Here is a 23,159-nt window from a genome sequence, read left to right on the forward strand (position 1 = left end):
AGCGGGTGACAGCCGCCGCCGCGGCCACTAGACAGCGGGGCCACGCTTACGGGGTCAGGCAGGGCAATGGACGTCGGAATCATCATGGGCAGTCAATCCGACTGGGAAACGATGCGCCATGCATCGCTTATCCTGGAGGAGCTCGGCATCGCTCATGAAGCAAAGGTGGTCTCGGCGCACCGGACCCCGAAGCGACTGTACGATTATGCGACAGGCGCGAAGGCCCGCGGCCTCAAGGTGATCATCGCCGGCGCCGGCGGCGCGGCCCATCTCCCTGGCATGGCCGCATCGATGACCAGCCTTCCGGTCCTTGGCGTCCCCGTCGAAAGCAAGGCGCTCTCGGGCATGGATAGCCTGCTCAGCATCGTGCAGATGCCCGGCGGCATTCCGGTCGGCACGCTCGCGATCGGCAAGGCCGGGGCGACCAACGCCGCCCTCCTCGCCGCCTCGATCCTCGCGCTCTCGGACGACGCGCTCGGCGAACGGCTCGAGGCTTGGCGGACCCGGCAGACCGACAACGTGGCCGAGCAGCCCGAATGATCGGCCCCGGCGGGACGATCGGGATCATCGGGGGCGGGCAGCTCGGCCGCATGCTTGCGCTGGCCGCCGCGCCGCTCGGCCTCAAGGCGCACATCTTCGATCCGCATGAGCGGCCCTGCGCTGCCGATGTCGCCGCCGCCTTCACCCGCGCCGCCTTCGACGACGTCGCCGCGCTCGAGCGCTTCGCCGCGGCCTGCGACGTCGTGACCTACGAGTTCGAGAACCTACCCGTCGCCCCGCTCGCGACCATCGCTCACAAGCTGCGCCCGGGCCCCGAAAGCCTACGCATCGCGCAGGACCGGGCCGCTGAGAAGGCGTTCGTCGAGGACGCCGGCGGCCACCCGGCGGCGTGGCGCCAGGTCGACAATCCCGACGATCTCGCGGCGGCGATCGACGCGCTCGGCCTCCCCCTCGTGCTCAAGACCCGCCGCGACGGCTATGACGGCAAGGGACAGGCCTGGGTGCGCGATCCCGCCGATGGGCCCGAAGCACTCGCCGCGCTCGGCCATCGCCCGCTGGTCGCCGAACAGGCGATCGCCTTTGACGCCGAATTCTCGGTCGTCCTCGCGCGCGGCGCGGACGGCGACGTCGCCTTCTTCGATTCGCCGCGCAACGTTCACGAGGACGGCATCCTGCGGCGCTCGCTCCTTCCCGCCGGCCCCGCGATCGACTCCCACGTCCCCGAGGCACGCCGCCAGGCCGCCGCCATCGCCGAGAGGCTCGGCCACATCGGCGTGCTCACGGTCGAATTCTTCGCCTGCGCCGACGGTCCGCTGGTCAACGAGATCGCGCCGCGGGTCCACAACAGCGGGCACTGGACGATCGAGGGCGCGCGCACCTCGCAATTCGAGCAGCATGTCCGCGCCATCTGCGGCTGGCCGCTCGGCAGCCCCGACCGCACCGCCGACACCATCGAGCTCGAAAATCTCATCGGCGACGAGATCGAGCGCTGGCCGATGCTCGCGGCCGAGGCCGGGGCGCACCTCCACGTCTATGACAAGGGCGACGCGCGTCCGGGTCGCAAGATGGGCCACGTCACCCGGCTGCGCTGAGCCGGGGCGGAACGGGCGCCCGTCCCGAACGTTACGGCGCCATCCAATCCACATCTAGCGGGAGCTTCGTGCCTTGCGTCGCCTCGTGCCGCTCGTCCTCTTCACCGCCCTCGCGGGCACCAGCACCGCCGCCCCCGCGCCTTCGCAGGCGGGCGCGATGCTGCGCTTCATGAAGGGCGATTGCGACCGGCTCGCGCTGGCCGGCCGTTCGCGCGCGACATGCAAGCCCCAGCTCGTCAATCTCGTCTATGCCTCGGGTGCGGTGTCCTTCGTCTTCGCCGGGCAGGACGGCCGTTTGCTGAGCTTTCGCAGCCGCGTCGATCGCAGCGTCGGCTTCCAGACCAGCCTCAAGGTCGACCAGGTTACCACCGTGACGCGCGGCGGGGGCGGCTTCGACACGCGGCCCGCGCGGGGCACCTGCACCCTCACCCCGTTTGCGGTCGATCGCAGCCGCGTCGATTGCGCCGCCAAGACCGCGAGCGGGAGCTTTGCCGGCCAGTTCCGCACCAGCGACGAGGCGCCACGCGTCCTCACCCTCGCCAGCCGCTGACCCCGGATAGAAAAGGGCCCCCGCCGCAACCGGCGAGAGCCCCTTTCCCGGCGCTCGGAGCGCTTACTTCGGCTCGATGACCTGGACCGGGTAGCCGATCTTGTCGAGCTGCGGCTTCACCTTGGCCGCGTCACCGATGACCACCCAGGTGAAGCCCTTCGGATCGATCGCGCCGCGGATCGCCTGGTCGATCCCGCCGGTCGTCAGCGCGCGATAGCGGTTCGCGAGCTGCTTCTGGTAGTCGTCGGGACGACCGAGCAGGCTGTTCGACAGCATCGCGTTCAACACCGCCGACGAGGTTTCGAACCGTCCCGGCAGCGAGTTGATGTTGTTGCTGAGCACGCGCTGCAGTTCTTCGTTGGTCACGCCCTTGCTCGACAGCATGTCGGTCACCTGGCCGTTGAGCGCGACCAGCGAATCGCCGGTGCGGTCGGCCTGCACCGGCGCGGCGATCGTGTAGGGCACGCCGTTCTGGTTGAGGCTGAAATTGCCGCTCACGCCATAGGACCAGCCCTTGGCCTCGCGCAGGTCCATGTTGATGCGCGACAGGAAATTGCCACCGAGCACTTCCGAACCGGCCTGGGTCGCCAGCACGTCGCCACGCGGATTGACCGGAGTCACCTGCGCCGCGACGACCACCGACTGCGGGGCGTTGGGTACGTTGACGAGATAGACGGTCGGCGTCGCCGGGCGGGCCGGCGGCGCGGTGAAGGCCTTCACGCCCTTGGCGACACCCGCGGGCGCGGCCCAGCTGCCGAAGCGCTGCTCGAGCTGCGGGGTGAGCTGCGCGAGCGGCAGGTTCGAGACGACGAAGATCTCGGCGTTGTCGGGACGGATCCACTTCTGCTGCCAGCCCACGACGTCGGCACGGGTGAAGCCCTTGACCGCATTCGGATCACCGGCGCCGACCGTCGCATAGGGGTGGTTCGCGCCCCAGACGAGCGAGGGCACGACGCGACCGACGATGCCGTTGGGGTCACGCTGCTGCGCCGCGATGCTGGTCAGCGTCTGCGTGCGGACGCGCTCCAGTTCGGTCGGGGCGAAGGTCGGCTGCTCGACGATCTTCTCGAGCAGATCGAGGCTTCCCCCGAGGTTGGCCGACAGTGCCGAGAGCGTGACGGTGCTGCGGTCGAGGCTCGACCCCGTCCCGATGTCGGCGCCGAGCTCTTCCTGACGCTCGGCGAGCTGCTGGGCGGTGAGGCCGCCGGCCCCCTCCTCCATCAGGCCGAGCGCCATGCTCTGCAGGCCGCGCTGGTTGGCCGCGTCCGACGCCTGGCCGGCATCGAAGGCCAGCGCCATCGTCGTCACGGGCACGGCGTTGCGCTGCGCGTAGGTGACCTTGATGCCGTTCGACAGCGTCGCGCGCTGGATCGTCGGGAAGTCGAGCGCGGCGAAGTCACCGACCGGCGGGATGGTGCGCTTGGTCGCGGGCGGCGGGGTGCCGGCGGCCTTGGCCGCGACCGGACCCTTGGCTTCCTGATAGGCGGGGCGCTCGCCCGGCTCGAGCCGGATGCGCAGCGGCGCGCGGGTCAGCCAGGTGCGCATGGCGGTCTGGACCTGAGCCGGGGTGATCCGGGCATAGTCCTCGAGCTGCTTCTTGTAGAAATCGCGATCGCCCGCATAGAGCTGGCCCTGCGCCAGCGCGACCGCCTTGCCGCCGAAGCCACCGACCTGCTCGAGGCCCTTGATGGTCGAGGCGACCTCGCGGGTCGCGGCGCGGTTCAGTTCCTCGCGGGTCGGGCCCTTGGCGATGAAGTCGGCCATGATCTCGTCGAGGCGCTTGTCGACCGTGGCCGGATCGACGCCGGGGCGCACCACGGTCTGGATGGTGAAGATGCCGACGCGGTGCAGCGTCTGGTTGCTCGCCGAGACCGAGACCGCGAGCTTCTCGTTGCGGACCAGCGCATTGTCGAGGCGCGAGGAGGCGAGACCGCCGAGCACCGAACCGCCGAGGTCGAGCGCATTGGCGTCCTTGCCGAGCATGCCAGGGACCGCCCAGCTGCGGCTGAGGATGACGGCCGGCACGCGGTCCTTCATGACGATGGTCTTGCCGTTGGCGGCCGGGACCGCGGCCTGCGCGGGGAGGTTCACCGGGCCGCGCTTGATCGCGCCGAAATACTTCTGGACGAGCGGACGGGCCTCGGCGGCGTTGATGTCGCCGGCGAGGACGAGGATCGCGTTGTTCGGGCCGTAATTGTCGATGAACCACTTCTGGACGTCGGCGAGGCTGGCGGCATCGAGATCGGCCATCGAGCCGATGGTGGTGTGATGATATGGATGACCCTCGGGGAAGAGGTTGCCGAACAGCTCGTAGCTGACGAGGCCGCCCGGGCGATTGTCGTTCTGGCGCTTCTCGTTCTGGACGACGCCGCGCTGGTTATCGAGCTTCTGCTGCGTGACCGCGCCCAGGAGATAGCCCATCCGGTCGCTTTCCAGGAACAGCGCCCGCTCGAGCGCAGCCTTGGGCACGGTCTGGAAATAGTTGGTGCGGTCGTAGCTGGTGGTGCCGTTGAGGTCGGTCGCGCCGATCTCGGTGGTGTACTTGAAGTAATCGTCCGGAAGGTTCTCCGAGCCGTTGAACATCAGGTGCTCGAACAGGTGGGCGAAACCGGTCTTGCCCTTGGGCTCGTCCTTGGAGCCGACATTGTACCAGACGCTGACCGCGACGACGGGGGCCTTGCGGTCCTCGTGGACGATGACGGTGAGGCCGTTCTGCAGCTTGAAGACCTGGCTCGGAATCTTGACCTGGCTGACGAGTGTCGGAAGCGGGGCCGGTGCGGGCGACGATTGCTGCGCGGCGGCGGGCACGGCCAGAAGCGCGCTGCCGAGCAGCAGGGACAGGCGAAGGTCGTTGCGCATCGAACGGAAACTCCAAGAGAAAACGGCAATGCGCCCTGCTGTCCGCTTTCGCGGGCGCGCGGGCGGGGCCATCGACGAACGACGCGCCGGCTTCGACGGGCGGCGGGAACGATCGGCCCGGCTGACAGCAGCCCCCAAGCCTGCTAGCGGCCTCGCCCGACATGACCGACCTATCCCGCATCCGGAACTTCTCGATCATCGCGCATATCGACCATGGCAAGTCGACGCTCGCGGACCGCCTCATCCTCAAGACCGGGGGGCTGACCGAGCGCGAGATGACCCATGGCCAAGTCCTTGATAACATGGAGATCGAGCAGGAGCGCGGGATCACCATCAAGGCCCAGACCGTGCGCCTCGCCTACACCGCCAAGGACGGCGAGACCTATACGCTCAACCTGATGGACACGCCCGGCCACGTCGACTTCGCCTACGAGGTCAGCCGCAGCCTCGCCGCCTGCGAGGGCGCGCTCCTCGTGGTCGACGCGGCGCAGGGGGTCGAGGCCCAGACGCTCGCCAACGTCTACCAGTCGATCGAGCACGACCACGAGATCGTGCCCGTCATCAACAAGATCGACCTCCCCGCCGCCGAGCCCGACAAGGTCAAGGCCGAGATCGAGGAAGTGATCGGCCTCGACGCCTCCGACGCGGTTCTCACCAGCGCCAAGAGCGGCATCGGCATCGACGAGGTCCTCGAAGCCATCGTCACCCGGATCCCGCCCCCCAAGGGCGACCGCGACGCGCCCTTGAAGGCGATGCTCGTCGACTCGTGGTACGACCCCTATCTCGGCGTCGTCATCCTGATCCGCGTGATCGACGGCGCGATCCGGAAAGGACAGGAAATCGTCTTCATGGCGGCCGGCACCCGCCACCTCGTCGACCGGGTCGGCTGCATGAACCCCAAGCTCCAGCTCCTCCCCGAGCTGGCCGCGGGCGAGATCGGAATCATCACCGCGCAGATCAAGGAAGTCGCGCAGACCCGCGTCGGCGACACCATCACCGACGCGAAGAAGCCGACCGCCGAGCCCCTGCCCGGCTTCAAGGAAGTCCAGCCGGTGGTCTTCTGCGGCCTGTTCCCGGTCGACGCCGCCGACTTCGAGAAACTGCGCGAAAGCATCAGCAAGCTGCGGTTGAACGACGCGAGCTTCTCCTTCGAGACCGAGAGCAGCGCCGCGCTGGGCTTCGGCTTCCGCTGCGGCTTCCTCGGGCTCCTCCACCTCGAGATCATCCAGGAGCGGCTGACCCGCGAATATGACCTCGACCTCATCACCACCGCGCCGAGCGTCGTCTACACCTTGCACCTGTCGCATTCGAAGACCGAAGATGCGAAGACGATCGAGCTCCACAATCCGGCCGACATGCCCGACGTCAACCGGATCGCGAGCATCGAGGAGCCGTGGATCGAGGCGACCATCTACGTCCCCGACGAATATCTGGGACCGATCCTCAAGCTCTGCCAGGATCGCCGCGGAATCCAGAAGAACCTCACCTACGTCGGCGGCCGCGCGCAGCTCACCTACGAGCTGCCCTTGAATGAAGTGGTGTTCGATTTCTACGACCGGCTGAAGAGCATGTCGAAGGGGTACGCCAGCTTCGACTACCATCAGATCGGGACGCGCGAGGGCGACCTCGTCAAGATGAGCATCCTCGTCAACGAGGAGCCGGTCGATGCCCTCTCGATGATCGTCCACCGCGGCACCGCCGAACAGCGCGGCCGCGGGATGGTCGAGCGGCTGAAGGAGCTGATCCCGAGGCACATGTTCAAGATCCCGATCCAGGCCGCGATCGGCGGCAAGGTCATCGCCCGCGAGACGATCAGCGCGATGCGAAAGGACGTGACCGCCAAATGCTACGGCGGCGACGCCACCCGCAAGCGCAAGCTCCTCGAGAAGCAGAAGAAGGGCAAGGCGCGGATGCGGGAATATGGCAACGTCAGCATCCCGCAGGAGGCGTTTATCGCGGCGCTCAGGATGGGGGATGAGAACTAGGCGTCTGCGGGCGGCAGCGACGGCTTACTGACTGTCGTCCCGGAGACCGCGGCGGGTTTTGGCGCCCTCGTCGGCCGTGGAGCGGGCCCGTTCGGCTTCGATCCGGGCGCGGCCTGCGGCGATCTCCTCCGGGGTGCGGGGGTTGGCGCGGAGGTCGGCGAGGATCTGGTCGAGTTCGGCTTGCTGGCGGAGGCCCTCGGGATCGAGGCGGCGCCAGTCGATCTCGTCCGGGCCGCCCTTCTCGTAGGCGCCGGTTTCGTCCTCGCTGAAGCCGGTCTCGAGCGTCTCGTTGACCTCGCGCGCGGGAAGATAGTGGATGGCGGGGTCGTGCTCGGGATGCTCGAGGCGGTCGCGGTGGGCGGCGGCGGCCTCGGCGAGGACGGCCTGCAGCGCCTCGATCTGGTCGAGCGACAGGGCGACGGGGTCGAAGTGGCGGATGAGGTTGGCCTGGTCGTCGGCGCGCTCGGCGGGCGTGGGCGCGAGCGGGGCGGCCAGCTTCGACAGGCCCTCACCCTTCCGCCGTCGCTGGCGGTTCGCGCCCTCTTCCGCGCGCGGCAGCGGGATCCGCTGGGGGCCGTGCATCCGGAGGATGAACATGAGCAGGCGGTCGTTGGTGACGCGGCGGTAGCCGACGAGCTTGCCGAAGCTCATGACGGGGACGAGCTCGCCGGTGAGCGCGCGCTCCATGGCGATGTCGCGCAGGCGCTGGACGCCGAAGTCGAGCGCGGCTTCCCAGGCGCGGCGAAAACTTTCCGCGCCGGCCTGGCGGCGGAGCATGTAGGCGCCCTCGGAGGCCATGTTGACCATGGCGCAGGCGCGGGAGACCGATCCGGTGTCGGCGAGCGCGGCGATGAAGGCGCGCTGGCGGGTCGGAGTCCATCCGTCGTGGCGGTATCGGCGATCGACCGGCTGGAAGTCAGGAAGCGGCTGGCCGCCGTTGGCGGGCGCGGGCGTGCGATTCTTCATGGACCATGTTGAACCATAAAGGTTCGCTGTAGGACAGAGGGTGACCGCAAAGCGTCGACCGCGAAGTTGATTGCATCCGCATCGGACTATTCGTTGTGAGGGCAGAAAGACGATCGGCGTCCATTACCTTCACTTCGGACCAAGACGGATGGGACTTTGGTCGGGGACGACGCCTAGTTTCTTCGAGCTCGGAGGTATCGCGTCATGGGGGTTTACCGTGGTCGTGCAACTCAACAATGCGCAATTTGGTGAAACGCGGATAAGGGAATTGATCGACGAGGTCGGGCGGATCGCCCGGACCCTCACGGTCCTGAGCGCGACCGGCAAGGAGCTTCCCTATTCGGCCGAGACCCGGCTTCCGAGCGATGGCGGCGCGGAGACGATCAAGCCCGAGACGCTGCGGGCGATCATGCGCGCACGGCGGCTGCGCGGGAGCTTCTTCCCGGCCGACCTGTTCGCGGACCCGGCGTGGGACATCATGCTCGACCTCTACCAGGCGGAGCTGACGCAATATCGCGTGCCGGTGTCGAGCCTGTGCATCGCGTCGGGCGTGCCGGCGACGACCGCGCTGCGGTGGATCCGGACGATGACCGAGCGGGGGCTGCTGGTCCGGCGCGACGATCCGCGCGACGGGCGGCGGGTGTTCGTCGAGATGAGCCCGGAGACGAGCGCCGCGATGCGGCACTATTTCGCGGAGGTTGGCGCCTTCGCGCTGTGAGGGCCGAGGCTCAGCGTTCGGAGAGGTAGTAGCGGTCGCGCGGCTTCAACGCGTCGTCGAGGTCGTAGACGATCGGCTGGCCGGTCGGAATCTCGAGGCCGATGATGTCGGCGTCGCTGATGCCCGAGAGATGCTTTTCGAGCGCACGCAGGCTGTTGCCGTGGGCGGCGACGAGGACCCGTTCGCCGCGCTTGAGCGCCGGGGCGATCTCGGTCTCGAAATAGGGGAGGACGCGGGCGATCGTGTCCTTGAGGCTCTCGGTCGCGGGAACGTCGATGCCGGCGTAGCGGCGATCCTGCTGGAGCGAGGCGTAGGGGCTGTCGCCCTCGAGCGGCGGCGGCGGCACGTCGAAGCTGCGGCGCCAGATCTTGACCTGCTCCTCGCCGACCCTGGCGATCGTCTCGGCCTTGTTGAGGCCGGTCAGCCCCCCATAGTGGCGCTCGTTCAGGCGCCAGTCCTTGGTCATCGGCAGCCACACGCGGTCGAGGGCCTCGAGCGCGAGATTGGCGGTGCGGATCGCGCGCTTCTGGACCGAGGTGAAGACGCGGTCGAGGTCCATCCCCCTGGCGGCGAGCAGGGCGCCGGCGGCGCGGGCCTCGGCTTCGCCCTGCGCGGTGAGGTCGACGTCCCACCAGCCGGTGAAGCGGTTCTCGAGGTTCCACTGGCTCTGGCCGTGGCGGAGGAGGACGAGGGTCGGCATGGCGCTTACCGAACCTCGAGCTCGGGCAGGATCTGGTGGAGCGCGTCGAGGCAGTAGCTGGCGAGCGCCTTCGACCGCTCGGCGCTCCAGCCATAGACCGGGTCGGCCATCGGCTGGTGATCCTTGAACGGCATTTCGAGCGTCATCGAGACGCAGCCATAGCGCTCGGCGAGCTGGGTCGTGCTCATGCTCATGTTGGCCTGGCCGGGGCGCGACAGCTCATAGCCTTCCTGGGTCTGGAAGTCGGGGCAGATGCGCTCGAGCGTGTTGGCGAACAGGTGGTACAATTCCTGCTGGCGGTCGGTGACGCTCGGGATGCCCTCGAAGCCCGCGAGGAAGTTGGCGGCGATCGCCTCGTCGCCGTGGATGTCCATGGCGAAGACGGGCTTCGCCTCGTCCATCGCGTTGCGGACGCAGAGGACTTCGGGGCTGCGCTCGGCCGAGGGTGCGTGCCACTCGCGGTTCAAGTTGATGCCGGCCGCGTTGGTGCGCAGGTGGCCGCGGCGGCTCCCGTCGGGGTTCATGTTGGGGACGATGTGGAAGGTGCAGCGTGCACGCAGCGCACGCGCGACCGGATCGTCATAGTCGACCAGCTTCTCGAGCGCGCCTTCCATCCACCATTCGGCCATGCTCTCGCCGGGATGCTGGCGGGCGTAGAGCCAGACGGTGAGCGGGCCTTCGCCGACGGTCAGGCAGTCGATCGGCTGGCCGTCGAGGCTGGTGCCGAGCGTGCGGTGGGTGACCTCGTCGAGCTCGGCCATGGTGGCGATCAGGTCGTGGTGACGCTCCATCGAATAAGGGGCGAAATAGGCGACCCACAGGATGTCGGTGTCGGGCGTGACGCTGATGGTGAGGACGCCGTCGGCATAGCTGGTGTCGGCGAGCGTCCAGCTCTCGCGGTCGGTCGAGATCCGCGCCTGATAGCCCGGCCAGCCGAGCGGATAGGCGCTGTCGCCGCAATTGGTGATGCGCATGTTCAGCGCCTGCCCGCGCGCGCCCGACACGCGGTAGTAGAACCACTGGCGGAACTCGCCGCCGGCGTCGTCGACGATCTCGAGGTCGAGGGTGGCGCCGTCGCTCTTCACGAGGCGGATGTTGCCGGCGTCGAACGCGCTGTGGACGGTGATGGTCATGGAGCGGCCTCTAAGCGGTCAGGGAAGAAGAAGGAAGTCGCCGGTGAAGCCGCCGTCGAGGATCGCGGCCTGAAGGCTGGCCATTTCGCCGGCGAGCATGCGGTCGGCGCCAAGATGCGGGCTGATCGCGCGAACCCGGGCATGGACCGGCGCCAGCGCCGGCGAGGTGGCGAGCGGCGCGTGATAGTCGATTCCCTGCGCCCCCGCGATGAGCTCGATCCCGACAATGCCGGCGACGTTGCGGGCGACGCGCTGCGCCTTGTGCGCGGCGATCGGGGCCATCGAGACGTGATCCTCCTGACCCGCCGAGGTCGGGATCGAATCGACCGAGGCAGGGAAGGCGTGGGCGCGATTCTCGGCAACCAATGCGGCGGCAGTGACCTGCGGGATCATCAGGCCGCTGTTCACCCCGCCATCGTCGATCAGGAAGGCGGGCAGCCCGCTCATCTTGGGGTCGACGAGGACCGAGATGCGGCGCTCGGCGAGCGAGCCGATCTCGCACAGGGCCATGGTGATGGTGTCGGCGGCGAAGGCGACCGGCTGGGCGTGGAAATTGCCACCAGAGATCGCTTCGTCGGGCGAGGTGAAGAGGATCGGATTGTCGGTGACGGCGGCGGCCTCGATGACGAGGGTGCGCGCGGCATTGTGGAGGAGGTCGAGGCTGGCGCCGAGGACCTGGGGCATGCAGCGGAAGCTGTAGGGATCCTGGACCCGGCCGCAGCGATGGTGCGAGGCGACGATCGCGCTTCCCTCGAGCAGGTCGCGGAGGATGGCGGCGACGCGGATCTGGCCGGGCTGTCCGCGAAGCTCGGAGAGGCGGGCGTCGAACGGCTTGGCGCTACCCTTCAGCGCGTCGACCGACAGTGCGCCGGCGACCAGCGCCGCGCCCATGATCCGCTCGGCGGCAAACAGGGCGTGGAGGGTCGCGGCGGTCGAATATTGGGTGCCGTTGATGAGCGCGAGGCCTTCCTTGGGGCCGAGCTCGAGCGGGGTCAGCCCAAGCTCGGAAAGGATGGCGGCGGCGGGCCTGACGGTTCCGCGATGCGCGATCTCGCCATGGCCCATGAGCGCGGCGGTGAGGTGCGCGAGCGGGGCGAGGTCGCCTGACGCGCCGACGCTGCCCTGGCTGGGGATGACCGGCAGCGCGTCGTGGTCGAGCAGGGCCTGGAGCGCGTCGACCACGATCCGGCGGACGCCCGAGTGACCGCGGGCGAGGCCGAGGAGCTTGAGCTGGATCATCAGCCGGACGACCGCGCCCGGCGCGGGATCGCCGAGGCCGCAGCTGTGCGACAGGATGAGGTTTCGCTGCAGCTCGGCGAGCCGGTCGCCGGGGATGCGCTCCTGCGCGAGGAGGCCGAAGCCGGTGTTGATCCCGTAGACGGTCTCGCCCCCCGCGACGATCCGCGCGACCGTCTCGGCGGCCTGGTCGACCGCGGACAGTGCAGCGTCGCTCAACCGGGCGGGGGTGCCGGCCCAGAGCGTGCGAAGGGTGGCGAGGTCGATGGACGCGGGGTCGAGAAGGAGCATGGCGGCCCGCTTAGCCGCTAATGGCGCCGAGCGGTATTCCGGTCAGGCCGGCGGCGCGAACATGTAGCCGTGGCCGCGGACGGCGCGGAGGCAGCCTTCGCAGCCGAGCGCGGCGAGCGGCCGGCGGAGGCGCGAGATGGCGGCGGTGAGCGCGCGCTCGCCGGTGCCTCCGCAGGGAAGGATGGGTTCGAGCTCGGAGCGGGTGACGACCCGCCCCGGCTCGCGCATCATCGCCTGGAGGAGCCGCGCCTCGGTCAGGGTCAGCTCCTGCGAGCGGGCCTCGCGGCGGAGACGATAGGCGAGAAGGTCGAGGCGGAGGGGTCCGCAGTCGATATACGGCTGCGCCCCCTCCTCCATCGTCGTGCCCATCGGCTTAGAACTTCACCGTGCCTTCGAAACCGAAGGTGCGCGGCATGTTGAAGTTGCCATAGTCGCCGAGGATGCTGCCCGTCCCGCCGATCGCCAGCAGGTTCGGCGTCTGCAGCGTGCTCGTGGTCTGGACCGACGGGATGCTGTTCGACGGATCGCGGCGGTAGACATACTGCTCGTTGAACAGGTTGCGCGACCACAGGCTGAGCGTCAGCTCGGTGCCCGGCGAGACGGTGATGTCGGCGAGGCTGACGCGGCCGTTGACGATGAACGAGCTGTCGGCCTTGGTCGCGAACTGGTCGAACGCCTGGGTGGCCTGGGCGTAGTTCGCATCGAGGTGGAACTTGAGCGCGGCGTCACGATAACCGACCGGCAGCTTGTAATCGATCGATCCGCTGGCCGCGTTGCGGGGCGTGAAGACGATGTAGAACTGCTGCGGCACCGTGGTCTGGTTGGCGACCGCGCCGACCTGCGTGCAGTTGGCGTTCGGCAGCGGCACCGGGGTCACGGCGGTGCAGAAGGCGGTGTAGGTCACCGGCACCGGCGGGATCTTGGTGTAGGTGTAGGCGTAAGACGCGCCGATCTGCAGGCCCTCGACCGGGTTCACGGTAATGTCGGCCTCGATGCCCCGGATCTTGGTGGTGCCGGGGGCATTGAAGGTGACGAGGTTGTTGAAGTTGCCGGTCGCGGTGGGCTGGATGGTCGAGAGGTCGACCTGGCTGCCCTTGCGGTTCATCACATAGCCCGCGACGTTGAGGCGGACGCGGCGCTCCCACAGCTCGGTCTTGAGGCCGGCCTCGTAGCTCTTCACGTCCTCGGGATTGAAGGCGCGATAGTCGGAGGTGCGGCTGCTGGCGCCGCCGGCGCGGTAGCCGGTCGCATATTTCAGATAGCCGTGGATGCGCGGGGTGAAGTCGTAGGCGACGATCGCCAGCGGGTTGAAGCGGGTCCACTTCTTGTCGAGCGGCTTGTAGCCGTTGGCGGCGATGATCGCGGCATTGGCCGGGTTGCGATAGTCGATGTTGCGCGAGACGAGCAGCGCGCCTTCCTTCTTGTCGACCGTGTAGCGGCCGCCGACGGTGAGGTGCAGCGCCTCGGTCGCGTTCCAGGTGACCTGGCCATAGGCGGCGTAGCTGCGCGAGCGGACCTTGGACGCGCGGTCGATGTTGCAGCCGCGGACCGCCACGCCGACGATGTCGTTCGCGGTCGACGGATTGGTGTTCTGGCAGAACGGGATCGGGGCGTAGATCGCCTTGGTCGGATCGAACACGCCGTTGGTGAGGACCGCAGTCACGCCCATCGAATTGGGGGTGGCGGCGTCGTCGCTGACGCGCTCGTTGAAGTAGAACAGGCCGCCGACGTAATCGACCGGGCCGACGGTGCCGACCGCCTGCAGTTCCTGGCTGAACTGGCGCTGGTGGAGGTCGGCGAGGCTGTAGCGGCTGAAGGCGCAGTTGGCGCCGGCGCAGCCGGCGGTGAGGTTGACGACCGGCACGCGGTGGTAGCCGCCGCTATTGTCCCACTGCTCGACGTCGACCCCGCGCCACGAGGTGATCGAGCGCAGCTCGAGCTCGGGGATGACCGACCAGCGCAGGCTGTTGGTGTAGCCGAAGGTCTCGTCGCGGCTCTTGCGCTGCGGCACGCCGATGTCCGCGGTGCGCTGGAGCGTATCGCCGTTGACGACCACGCCCGGGAGCAGCGGGCGGATGGTGCCGGCGGTGCTGGTGAAGGCGGTGCCGGGGGTGACGCAGGTGCTGCCGGCCGGGATGGCGATCGGCGCGGCGTTGGTGCCGCCGCTCAGGCACTTGTTGGGATTGTAGTTGAGCAGCTGGCTGTAGAAGGGCGTGTTCTTGTCGAGGCCGTAATCGTACGAGAAATCGTTGGTGATCCCGGTGAGCGGCTTGATGCGCGCCGAGACGCGGCCGCCCTTGCGGTCGAAATAGCCCCAGCCGGCCTGGCCCGCGAGCGGGTTCTTGGTGATCGGATCCTGGTGCTGGATGATGCCGTCGAGCTTGAGCGCGATGCCCGCGAAGCTCGGCAGGTTGAGGTGGGCATAAGCGTTGTGCGCGCCGAAGTTGCCCGCGCCGAAGGTCACGTTGCCCTCGAGCTTGCCGGTCGGCGACTTGGTGACGATGCTGAGCGCACCGCCCTCGGTGTTGCGGCCGAACAACGTCCCCTGCGGGCCCTTGAGGACCTCGATCCGCTCGACGTCGAACAGCGCCGCGTTGAGGCCGTGCTGGCGGCCGAGATAGACGCCGTCGACATAGACGCCGACGCCCTGCTCGCGGGCGGGCTGGTTGGCGTCCAAGGGCACGATGCCGCGGATGCCGATGGTGAGCGCCGACTGCCGCGCTTCGAAGGTCGCGATGCGGAGCGAGGGAACGCCGCCGTCGGCGAGGTCGAGAAGGCTCTGGACGCGGCGCTCGCGGATCGTGTCGGCGCCCAGGACCGAGATGGAGATGGGGGTCTTCTGGAGGTTGGTCTCGCGCTTGGTCGCGGTGACGACGATTTCCTGGACCTCGACGTTCGAGCCGCCGGTCGGCTGCGCGGCGGCGTCCGTCGTGCCGGTCTCGGCGGTCACGGTGGCTGCCGGAGCCACCGGAACGTCGGGCGCCGCGAGGGCGGGCGTCGCCACGCCACAAAGAAGGATGGCCGTCGTCGTACGGAATGCGCTGTTCATAATCTGTCCCTTGTCCCCCCGGCAGCGCTGGGCGCCGGCTTGATGCGGGGGCTCTAGGGGCGGGCAACGACAGCTTGATTGCGCAAGTTCGACAGCTTGGTTGCGTGGATTCGACGCGGCGATGGCACGGCCGTGACAGGCCGGTGACAGGCCTCAGCCAAGCGAAGGAAGGTCGAGACCCCGCTCGCGGGCGCAGGCGACCGCCTCGTCATAGCCGGCGTCGGCGTGGCGCATGACCCCGGTCGCGGGGTCGTTCCACAGCACGCGCTCGAGCCGGCGCGCGGCCGCGTCGGTTCCGTCGGCGACGATCACCATGCCGGCATGCTGCGAGTAGCCCATGCCGACCCCGCCGCCGTGATGGAGCGAGACCCAGGTCGCGCCGCTCGCGGTGTTGAGGAGGGCGTTGAGCAGCGGCCAGTCGGAGACGGCGTCCGACCCGTCCTTCATCGCCTCGGTCTCGCGGTTCGGGGAGGCGACGCTGCCGGAATCGAGGTGGTCGCGGCCGATGACGATGGGGGCGCTGACCTCGCCGTTCCTGACCATCTCGTTGAAGGCGAGGCCGAGGCGGTGGCGCTGGCCGAGGCCGACCCAGCAGATGCGCGCGGGCAGGCCCTGGAAGGCGATGCGGTCGCGCGCCATGTCGAGCCAGCGGTGAAGGTGGGGATCGTCAGGGATGAGCTCCTTCACCCGCTGGTCGGTCCTGTAGATGTCCTCCGGATCGCCCGACAGCGCGACCCAGCGGAACGGTCCCACGCCGCGGCAGAAGAGCGGGCGGATGTAGGCGGGAACGAAGCCGGGGAAGTCGAAGGCCTGCGTGACGCCGGTGTCGAGCGCTTCCTGGCGGATGTTGTTGCCATAGTCGAAGACGGGAATGCCCTGCGCCTTGTAGCTCAACAGCGCCTCGACGTGCCGAGCCATGGAGATTCGGGCGGCGGCGGCGGTGCCTTCGGGATCGCTCTCGCGGCGCTCGATCCATTCGGCGACGGTCCAGCCCATCGGCAGGTAGCCGTTGACCGGATCATGCGCGCTGGTCTGGTCGGTGATCGCGTCGGGGCGGATGCCGCGGGCGAGCATTTCGGGAACGAGCTCGGCGGCATTGCCGAGAAGGCCGACGCTCGTCGGTTCAGTGGCGGTGCGAATGATTTCCAGCGCCTCGTCGATGGTGGCGGCGCGGCGGTCCAGATAGCGGGTCTCGAGCCGCTTCTCGATCCGGCTTTCCTGGCATTCGATCGCGATGCAATGCGCACCGGCCATGACCGCGGCGAGCGGCTGCGCGCCGCCCATGCCCCCGAGGCCGGCAGTCAGGATCCACTTGCCGGTGAGGTCGCCGCCATAATGCTGGCGGCCCATTTCGGCGAAGGTCTCGTAGGTGCCCTGAACGATGCCCTGCGTGCCGATGTAGATCCACGAGCCCGCGGTCATCTGGCCGTACATCATGAGGCCCGCGCGATCGAGCGCGTGGAAATGCTCCCAGGTCGCCCATTTGGGGACGAGGTTCGAGTTGGCGAGCAGGACGCGCGGGGCGTCGGCATGGGTGCGGAAGACGCCGACGGGCTTGCCCGACTGGACGAGGAGGGTCTGGTCGTCCTCGAGCCGCTCGAGCGTGGCGACGATCCGGTCGAACGCCTCCCAGTTGCGCGCGGCGCGCCCGATCCCGCCGTAGACGACGAGGCTCTGCGGGTCTTCGGCGACCTCGGGGTCGAGGTTGTTCATGAGCATCCGAACGGCAGCCTCGGTCTGCCAGCTTTTCGCCGTCAGCTCGGCCCCGCGGCGGGCCCGGATGATGCGCTGGTTGTCGCGGCGGTCATGTCGATCGGTCATGGCCCGGGGCTTAGCGTCGCCGACGCCGCGCTTCTAGCCGAACAGCAGCGCCCACCAGGTCATGACCAGGCCGACGAGCGAAATCGAGAAGACCAGGGTGCGGATCTTGGGGATGCCGGCGGCGTAGAGCGGCAGGTAGACGATCCGGCCGACCACGTAGACGATCGAGCCCCAGTGGGTGAGCGGGCCGAGGTGGCCGACGGCCGCGGCGCCGAGCAGGGCGGCGACGAACAAAGGCAGGGTCTCGAACAGATTGGCCTGCGCCCGAAGCAGTCGCGCTGGGAAGGGATGGAGCGGCGGCACCTGCTCGTCGCGCGCGCCCATGTTCCACTCGGGCCCATATTGCCTGGTCCGCGCGGCGCCGGCCCAGAGGATGTTGACCAGTGCCAGCAGGATCAGGAGCGCAAGCATGACGAATTCGGTGGGCATCGGGCGGCCTCGGGTGCGTCAGGGTTGGGGAAGACTGTCCTGCCCGCCAAAAATGCGGCGTTCGGGGAGGAGGCCGAGCCAATAGCCGAGTTCGGCGGGTTCGGCGATCCGCCAGACCGCGAGGTCGGCGGCCTTGCCGGGTTCGACGGTCCCGACTTCCTGCTCGAGGCCGAGCGCGAGGGCGGCGTTGCGGGTCATGCCGACGATCGCTTCCTCGGGCGAAAGGCCGAAGAGGTTGCACGCCATGTTCATCGCGAGTTGCGGCACGAGGCTCGGCGAGGTGCCGGGGTTGCAGTCGGAGGCGACCGCGATGCGCACGCCGTGGCGGCGCAGAAGATCGACCGGCGGCACCCTGGTCTCGCGCAGGGTGTAGAAGGCGCCGGGGAGGAGCACCGCGACGGTGCCGCTCTCGGCCATGGCCCGGGCGCCGGCCTCGTCGAGATGCTCGAGATGGTCGGCGGACAGTGCGCGGTGGTGGGCGGCGAGCGCGGCGCCGTTCGAGTTGGACAGCTGCTCGGCGTGGAGGCGGACGGGGAGGCCTGCGGCGGCGGCGGCCTCGAACAGGCGGGCGGTTTCCTCGGGCGTAAAGGCGATGCCCTCGCAGAAGGCGTCGACGCTGGTCGCGAGGCCGAGGCGGGCGGCGGTGGGCAAGAGATCCTCGATCACGCGCTCGACGAAGGCCTCGCGGTCGGCGCCCGGCGGCAGCGCGTGGAGCGCGAGCAAGGTCGGCTCGATCCGCACGGGCTCGGAACGCGCCAGGGTGCGGATGACGTTAAGGAGGCGCAGCTCGCTTGCGGGGTCGAGGCCGTAGCCCGACTTGATCTCGACCGTTGTGACCCCGCCGCGCATCAGCGCGTGGAGGCGGGTACGGGACTGGGCGAGGAGCGCGGTGACGCTCGCCGCCGCAGTCGCGCGGACGGTCGAGGCGATCCCCCCGCCGGCGGCCGCGATCTCTTCATAGCTGGCGCCGGCGCGACGCTGCGCATGCTCGGCGGCACGGGTCCCGCCGAAGACGAGGTGGGTGTGGCAGTCGACGAGGCCGGGGGTGACGAAGGCGCCGCCCAAGGGCACGACCTCGGTCGCGCGCGTGCCCGCAAGCTCGGTCCGGCGACCGACGCGGACGATGCGGCCGTCCTGGATCCCGATGGCAGCGTTGCGGATCAGCCCAAGCGGGTCGCCGGGAGCCGGGACCATGGTCATGACATGGCAGTCGGTTAGAAGGCGATCCCACATGGGACAGGGCTGTAAGCGGCTGCTAGATGGGCGGCAATGACCAGCGCCTGGCCCAATCTCTCCGAGCTTCTCGTCGCCGCCGATGCGGCAGCGCCGGTCGGACTGGTGGGGGCGCCACTCGGTGTCGGGTCAGTGACGCCGGGCCGCTGCGATCTCGCGCCGGCGGCGCTGCGCGCGGTGCTGCGGCGGATCGGGCGCTACGATCTCGATACGGAACGCGAGCTGGCGACATTGGTCGCGGACCGCGGCGACGTCGTGCTCGGGGGGAGCATCGAGGCGGCGACGGGGCCGCTGCGCGCGGCGGTGGCGGCGAGCGTCGGGGCGCACGCGCTGACCTTGCTGATCGGCGGCAACAATGCGGTAACGCGACCGGGCCTGCTCGGCATGGCCGAAGCGCTTGGGCTGCCGCTGGAACGCTGCGGCCTGATCACGCTCGACGCGCATTTCGACCTGCGCGGGCTCGATCAGGGCTTGAGCAACGGCAATCCGGTCCGGGCGCTGCTTGGCGACGGCCTGCCGGGCGCGAACATCGTCCAGATCGGGCTGGCCCCCTTCGCCAACAGCCGCGCGATGCACGAGGATGCGGTCGCGGGCGGCCATCTGGTGATCACCGCGCGCGCGGTGCGCGAGCAGGGAATCGGCGAAGCGATCGATCGCGCGCTCGACCGGCTGGAGGGGGTCGAGGCGATTTTCCTCGATTGCGACATCGACGTGATCGAGCGGAGCCAGTTTCCGGCGGCACCGGGCGCGCGGCCGGGAGGCATGGACGTCCACCTCTTCTTCGCGGGCGTCAGGCGACTCGCGGCCGAACCGCGGGTGCGCGCGATCGACCTGACCGAGTGGGATCCGCCGCTCGATCCCGGCGATCTGTCGTCGTTGGTGGCGGGACGCTGGCTGGCCGAGGTGCTGGCCGGGTTCGAACGCCGGGCCTAGCCCATCATCTCGTCGATCGCGTCGGCGAGATCGCTGGCGGTAATCGGCTTGCGCAGGACGCGCGCCTTGCCGTCCACCGCCCGGTCGATCGCCGCGCTGTCGGAGAAGCCGCTGAGGAAGAGCATCCGCAGGTCAGGGCGCAACTCGCGCGCACGGGCGGCAACCTCGGCGCCGTTCATCCCCGGCATGGCGAAATCGAGGAGCAGCAGCTCTACCGCCGACCGCTCGAGCTGGAGCAAGGCCTGCGGGCCATCGCCGGCCTCGGTGACCCGATGCCCGCGCGAGCGGAGCATGTCGGCCACCGCCGCGCGGACTGCGGGATCGTCGTCGACGAGCAGGATTTCGGCCGAACGGGCATTTTCCTGTCGCGGATCGGCGGCGGCCTGTTCGGGCGGCCCCAGGTCATCCTCGGCGCGCGGAAGGACGAAGGTGACGACCGTCCCCTCCCCTACCTTGCTGTCAATGGTGAGGTGGCCGCCCGCGGCGCGCGCGACGCCATAGGCCATCGAGAGGCCAAGGCCGGTGCCGCTCCCCGGGCCCTTGGTGGTGAAGAAGGGTTCGAGCGCGCGCTCGGCCACTTCGGGGGTCATGCCGACGCCCTGGTCGATGATCCGGATCGCAACCTGATCGCCTTCCGGCTCGGCGCGGACGATGACGGTCCCGCCCATCGGCATGGCGTCACGACCGTTGATTGCGCAGTTGAGGATGGCAAGCTCGAGCTGGGTCGGGTCGGCGCGCACCGTGCCGACGTCGTCGGCGACCTCGACCTTGAGGCTCACGGTCGGGCCGACCGAATTGCGGAGCAATCCCTCCATCCCGCCGACGAGCCTGGCGACGTTGACGGGTCGCGCCTCAAGCCGCTGCTGGCGCGAGAAGGTGAGGAGCTGGCCGGTGAGCTTGGTCCCGCGCTCGGTCGCCTGCGCAGCATTGGCGGCCCAGCGCGCGACCTTGTCGGGCTTGTCGGGCATCATGCCGATGAGTTCGATATTGCCCGAGATCGCCTGCAGCAGATTGTTGAAGTCGTGGGCGATCCCGCCGGTGAGCTGGCCGACCGCCTCCATCTTGTTGGCCTGGACGAGGGCGGCCTCGGCGCGCTCGCGCTGGATGACTTCGGCGCGGAGCTGCCCGAGCACGTCGTCGCGCTCTGCCAGCGCGGCGGCGAGTTCGTCGTTCTTGCGCTGGAGCATCGAGGGGCTGGGGATCGCGAGCATCCGCGGGAGCAGCGGCCAGAGCAGGATCGCCGTCGGGATGCTGGCCGCGGCGGTAAGCGCCTTGACGACCGCCTCGAGCGCATAGTCGCCATGCCACAGGTTCCAGATGGCGAGGACGTGCGTCAGGCCGCAGGAAAGGATGAACAGCGCGAACAGCCAGAACATCTTCCCGAATTCGATGTCGGGTCGACGGCGGACGAAGCTCACGAGCACTATCGGGATAGAAAAGTAGGCGATCGCAATCAGGGCGTCGGAGACGACGTGCGTCCAGATCAGGCCTGGCTGCCACAAGAGGCAGTAGCCGTGGGGCTGAAACTGCCCGGAGAAGAAGGTGACGGCGGCTTCAAGCATCGACGGGTGCCCCTAGGGTCCGGCTCATCCCGGACCTCAATATTATGTCCGACGATGCTCACTTGGCTGCGACTTGTCGAGAATATCCTATAGCTGCTCGGGAGTAAGCGGGTGGTTAAGCGGCTCGCGGCGGCATCGGTTGGGGCGCTTGTCGGGGCGGCGGCTGGGTTTCAAAGGACGGTTGCCGTTGAACCCGGCGGCGCGATGCGCGGCGTGCGCCCGGCGGTTCAGGCGCGTTTTTCAGCGGCCGTGAAGATTGCGCAGAAACCGAGATCTTGAGGAGGACGTCCTTGTCGTCAAGTCCGAGGAGCAGGGACGCGAGCTGGTCCCCCGCCTTTTCGGTGCGGAAACAGTCGACCACGCAATCGACGCTGCGGTATTGCATCACCTTGCGCATGGCGCGATCGCCCATGCGATAGGGTTCGTTCGTACGCGTGGCGACCACGTCGTCGAGGGCGCGGCCGAGCGGCTTGCCCGCGCGCGACCAGAGCGTGAAGGCTCCGCCGCGGCGCCGGGCGAGGCTTCCGGCGTCGCCGCCGCGGTCACGCCAATCGGATCCATACCGGCGCATGATCGCTCGTCTTCGGCATTGATCGCACCGACCGGTCGACTCCGGCCTCCACGAGTCGCGCCGCGGCGGCCGGATTGAGGAGCTGGTGGTCGATCCTGAGACCCGCGTCGCGGGCGAAGGCGTTGCGGAAATAGTCCCAGAAAGTGAAGATCCGCTCGTCGGCATGACGATGGCGGAGCGCGTCGGTCCAGCCGGCGGTGGTGAGCCGCGCGAAGGCGTCGCGGACCTCGGGCGCGAAAAGCGCATCATCGACCCAGCGCTCCGGCTTGTACGCGTCGGCCTCGGTCGGGATGACATTGTAGTCGCCGGCGAGGACAACCGGCTCCTCGAGCTGGATGAGCTCGGCCGCGAGCGTTTCGAAGGCCGCGATCCAGGCGAGCTTGTAGTCGTATTTGGGACCGGGCCGCGGATTGCCATTGGGCAAATAGAGGCAGCCGACGAGGACGCCGTCGATTGCTGCCTCGAGGTAGCGGCTCTGCGAAGGATCGGGATCGTTCGGGAGGCCGCGGCGGGTTTCGAGCGGCTCCTTGCCGCGCGCGAGGATCGCGACCCCGTTCCAGCTCTTCTGGCCGTGCCAGATCGCGCCGTAGCCCGCATCGCGGATCGCCGCTTCGGGGAATTTCTCGTTCGGTGCCTTGAGCTCCTGGAGACAGACGACGTCGGGCTGCGTGGTCGACAGCCAGTCGAGCAGGACCGGGAGGCGCCCGTTGACGCCGTTCACATTGTAGGTCGCGATCCGCACGCGAAGGAGACGTCTGGCAAGCCGCTTGGCTCCAAACGACAAAAGGCCGCCCCGAAGGACGGCCTTTGCTTATTGGTTGCGGGGGTAGGATTTGAACCTACGACCTTCAGGTTATGAGCCTGACGAGCTACCGGGCTGCTCCACCCCGCGCCAACATGTTTTGGCAACCGCAGAAAGCCGGAAGCCGAAAAGACAAGAACGCCGCCGCTACCCCAAGGGGCGAGCGGCGGCGTACTTCAACATGTGAATGGGTTTTCTCTTGTGCCCGCCGGCTGCAAAGCCTGGCGACGACCTACTCTTCCGCAGCTTAAGCTGAAGTACCATCGGCGCAGTCTGGTTTCACGGCCGAGTTCGGGATGGGATCGGGTGGGTCACAGACGCTATGGTCACCAAGCTATGAAGCCGGCGGGACAAGAGAGTTCTAGAAATCGTGCGGACCAATATTCTGGCGTCATCTAGCTGAGTGACACACCCATCGATCAGCAGAACTGTCGATGATGGTGGGACTCTCAAGCGCGAACAGAGCAATTAGGACCGGTTAGCTCCATGCATTACTGCACTTCCACACCCGGCCTATCAACGTGGTGGTCTTCCACGGCTCGATGATACCTTATCTCGAGGGAGGCTTCCCGCTTAGATGCTTTCAGCGGTTATCCCGTCCATGCATAGCTACCCAGCTGCGCTCCTGGCGGAACGACTGGTGCACCAGAGGCATGTTCACCCCGGTCCTCTCGTACTAGGGGCAACTCCTCTCAAGTATCGACGCCCACGGCAGATAGGGACCAAACT

At 68.5% G+C, this 23,159-nt stretch carries 19 protein-coding genes, 1 tRNA gene and 2 rRNA genes (1 of these 22 running past the window's edge); 6 read left to right on the plus strand and 16 right to left on the minus strand.

Annotation, left to right across the window (positions count from 1 at the left end; genetic code table 11):
* The first annotated feature begins 66 nt into the window (after positions 1-66).
* The 3 genes from purE to ABD693_RS03670 all read left to right on the plus strand — a co-directional run bounded on the left by purE (position 67) and on the right by ABD693_RS03670 (position 2,142).
* Positions 67-540, plus strand: a complete 474-nt coding sequence (purE, locus tag ABD693_RS03660) for a 5-(carboxyamino)imidazole ribonucleotide mutase (protein ID WP_344695647.1) — start codon at positions 67-69, stop codon at positions 538-540.
* Positions 537-1,592: a 5-(carboxyamino)imidazole ribonucleotide synthase gene (locus ABD693_RS03665; RefSeq protein WP_344695648.1), complete on the plus strand. Its 1,056-nt coding sequence runs from the start codon at positions 537-539 to the stop codon at positions 1,590-1,592. The genes purE and ABD693_RS03665 overlap by 4 nt, the downstream gene beginning before the upstream one ends.
* 73 nt (positions 1,593-1,665) lie before the next feature.
* Entirely contained in the window at positions 1,666-2,142 is a 477-nt protein-coding gene (locus ABD693_RS03670) for a hypothetical protein (protein ID WP_344695649.1), read from the plus strand.
* A gap of 63 nt (positions 2,143-2,205) precedes the next feature.
* On the opposite strand, the gene ABD693_RS03675 is transcribed toward ABD693_RS03670, so the two are convergent.
* Positions 2,206-5,001 carry a M16 family metallopeptidase gene (locus tag ABD693_RS03675; RefSeq protein ID WP_344695650.1) on the minus strand — a complete coding sequence of 932 codons (2,796 nt, stop codon included), beginning with the start codon at positions 4,999-5,001 and terminating at the stop codon, positions 2,206-2,208.
* 161 nt (positions 5,002-5,162) lie between these two features.
* Between ABD693_RS03675 and lepA the strand changes: the two genes are divergently transcribed.
* Positions 5,163-6,986 (plus strand): translation elongation factor 4, encoded by a 1,824-nt coding sequence (gene lepA / locus ABD693_RS03680; protein WP_344695651.1) that lies wholly within the window; start codon positions 5,163-5,165, stop codon positions 6,984-6,986.
* Between the two features lie 24 nt (positions 6,987-7,010).
* On the opposite strand, the gene ABD693_RS03685 is transcribed toward lepA, so the two are convergent.
* Entirely contained in the window at positions 7,011-7,952 is a 942-nt protein-coding gene (locus ABD693_RS03685; protein WP_344695652.1) for a hypothetical protein, read from the minus strand.
* A gap of 268 nt (positions 7,953-8,220) precedes the next feature.
* On the opposite strand from ABD693_RS03685, the gene ABD693_RS03690 reads away from it, so the two are divergent.
* A complete protein-coding gene (locus tag ABD693_RS03690; RefSeq protein WP_344695653.1) occupies positions 8,221-8,670 on the plus strand; it encodes a winged helix DNA-binding protein in 450 nt (149 codons plus the stop codon).
* A 10-nt stretch (positions 8,671-8,680) separates the two neighbouring features.
* Here ABD693_RS03690 and gpmA read toward each other — a convergent pair whose 3' ends face one another.
* From gpmA to hutI, 8 genes are all read right to left on the minus strand, one after another.
* Positions 8,681-9,370, minus strand: a complete 690-nt coding sequence (gene gpmA / locus ABD693_RS03695; RefSeq protein WP_344695654.1) for a 2,3-diphosphoglycerate-dependent phosphoglycerate mutase — start codon at positions 9,368-9,370, stop codon at positions 8,681-8,683.
* Positions 9,371-9,375: 5 nt separating this feature from the next.
* Positions 9,376-10,503: a M14 family metallopeptidase gene (locus ABD693_RS03700; RefSeq protein WP_344695655.1), complete on the minus strand. Its 1,128-nt coding sequence runs from the start codon at positions 10,501-10,503 to the stop codon at positions 9,376-9,378.
* A gap of 18 nt (positions 10,504-10,521) precedes the next feature.
* Positions 10,522-12,030 carry a histidine ammonia-lyase gene (gene hutH, locus ABD693_RS03705; protein ID WP_344695656.1) on the minus strand — a complete coding sequence of 503 codons (1,509 nt, stop codon included), beginning with the start codon at positions 12,028-12,030 and terminating at the stop codon, positions 10,522-10,524.
* 42 nt (positions 12,031-12,072) lie between these two features.
* Entirely contained in the window at positions 12,073-12,399 is a 327-nt protein-coding gene (locus ABD693_RS03710; RefSeq protein WP_344695657.1) for a winged helix-turn-helix domain-containing protein, read from the minus strand.
* Between the two features lie 4 nt (positions 12,400-12,403).
* Complete coding sequence (locus ABD693_RS03715; protein WP_425567246.1) at positions 12,404-15,079, minus strand: TonB-dependent receptor; 2,676 nt, start codon at positions 15,077-15,079, stop codon at positions 12,404-12,406.
* Between the two features lie 153 nt (positions 15,080-15,232).
* Positions 15,233-16,900, minus strand: coding sequence for a urocanate hydratase (hutU, locus tag ABD693_RS03720; RefSeq protein WP_344695659.1), 1,668 nt, complete (start codon positions 16,898-16,900; stop codon positions 15,233-15,235).
* A gap of 33 nt (positions 16,901-16,933) precedes the next feature.
* Positions 16,934-17,329 carry an MAPEG family protein gene (locus ABD693_RS03725; protein ID WP_344695660.1) on the minus strand — a complete coding sequence of 132 codons (396 nt, stop codon included), beginning with the start codon at positions 17,327-17,329 and terminating at the stop codon, positions 16,934-16,936.
* An 18-nt stretch (positions 17,330-17,347) separates the two neighbouring features.
* Positions 17,348-18,562, minus strand: a complete 1,215-nt coding sequence (gene hutI, locus ABD693_RS03730) for an imidazolonepropionase (RefSeq protein WP_344695661.1) — start codon at positions 18,560-18,562, stop codon at positions 17,348-17,350.
* 36 nt (positions 18,563-18,598) lie between these two features.
* Here hutI and ABD693_RS03735 point away from each other — a divergent pair, with 36 nt between their 5' ends.
* Positions 18,599-19,495 carry an arginase family protein gene (locus ABD693_RS03735; RefSeq protein WP_344695662.1) on the plus strand — a complete coding sequence of 299 codons (897 nt, stop codon included), beginning with the start codon at positions 18,599-18,601 and terminating at the stop codon, positions 19,493-19,495.
* On the opposite strand, the gene ABD693_RS03740 is transcribed toward ABD693_RS03735, so the two are convergent.
* The 6 genes from ABD693_RS03740 to ABD693_RS03765 all read right to left on the minus strand — a co-directional run.
* Entirely contained in the window at positions 19,492-21,057 is a 1,566-nt protein-coding gene (locus ABD693_RS03740) for a response regulator (protein WP_344695664.1), read from the minus strand. The two genes, ABD693_RS03735 and ABD693_RS03740, sit on opposite strands and share 4 nt — an antisense overlap.
* 115 nt (positions 21,058-21,172) lie before the next feature.
* Positions 21,173-21,628 (minus strand): hypothetical protein, encoded by a 456-nt coding sequence (locus ABD693_RS03745; protein ID WP_344695665.1) that lies wholly within the window; start codon positions 21,626-21,628, stop codon positions 21,173-21,175.
* Positions 21,600-22,370 carry an exodeoxyribonuclease III gene (gene xth, locus ABD693_RS03750; protein ID WP_344695666.1) on the minus strand — a complete coding sequence of 257 codons (771 nt, stop codon included), beginning with the start codon at positions 22,368-22,370 and terminating at the stop codon, positions 21,600-21,602. The genes ABD693_RS03745 and xth overlap by 29 nt, the downstream gene beginning before the upstream one ends.
* Before the next feature lie 73 nt (positions 22,371-22,443).
* A tRNA-Met gene (locus ABD693_RS03755) sits at positions 22,444-22,520 on the minus strand.
* 129 nt (positions 22,521-22,649) lie between these two features.
* Positions 22,650-22,764: ribosomal RNA gene (gene rrf / locus ABD693_RS03760) — 5S ribosomal RNA — on the minus strand.
* A gap of 114 nt (positions 22,765-22,878) precedes the next feature.
* Positions 22,879-23,159 (minus strand): 23S ribosomal RNA (locus tag ABD693_RS03765) (it continues 2,511 nt past the right edge of the window).

Source organism: Sphingomonas rosea, from assembly GCF_039538065.1.
Lineage (GTDB): Bacteria > Pseudomonadota > Alphaproteobacteria > Sphingomonadales > Sphingomonadaceae > Sphingomicrobium > Sphingomicrobium rosea.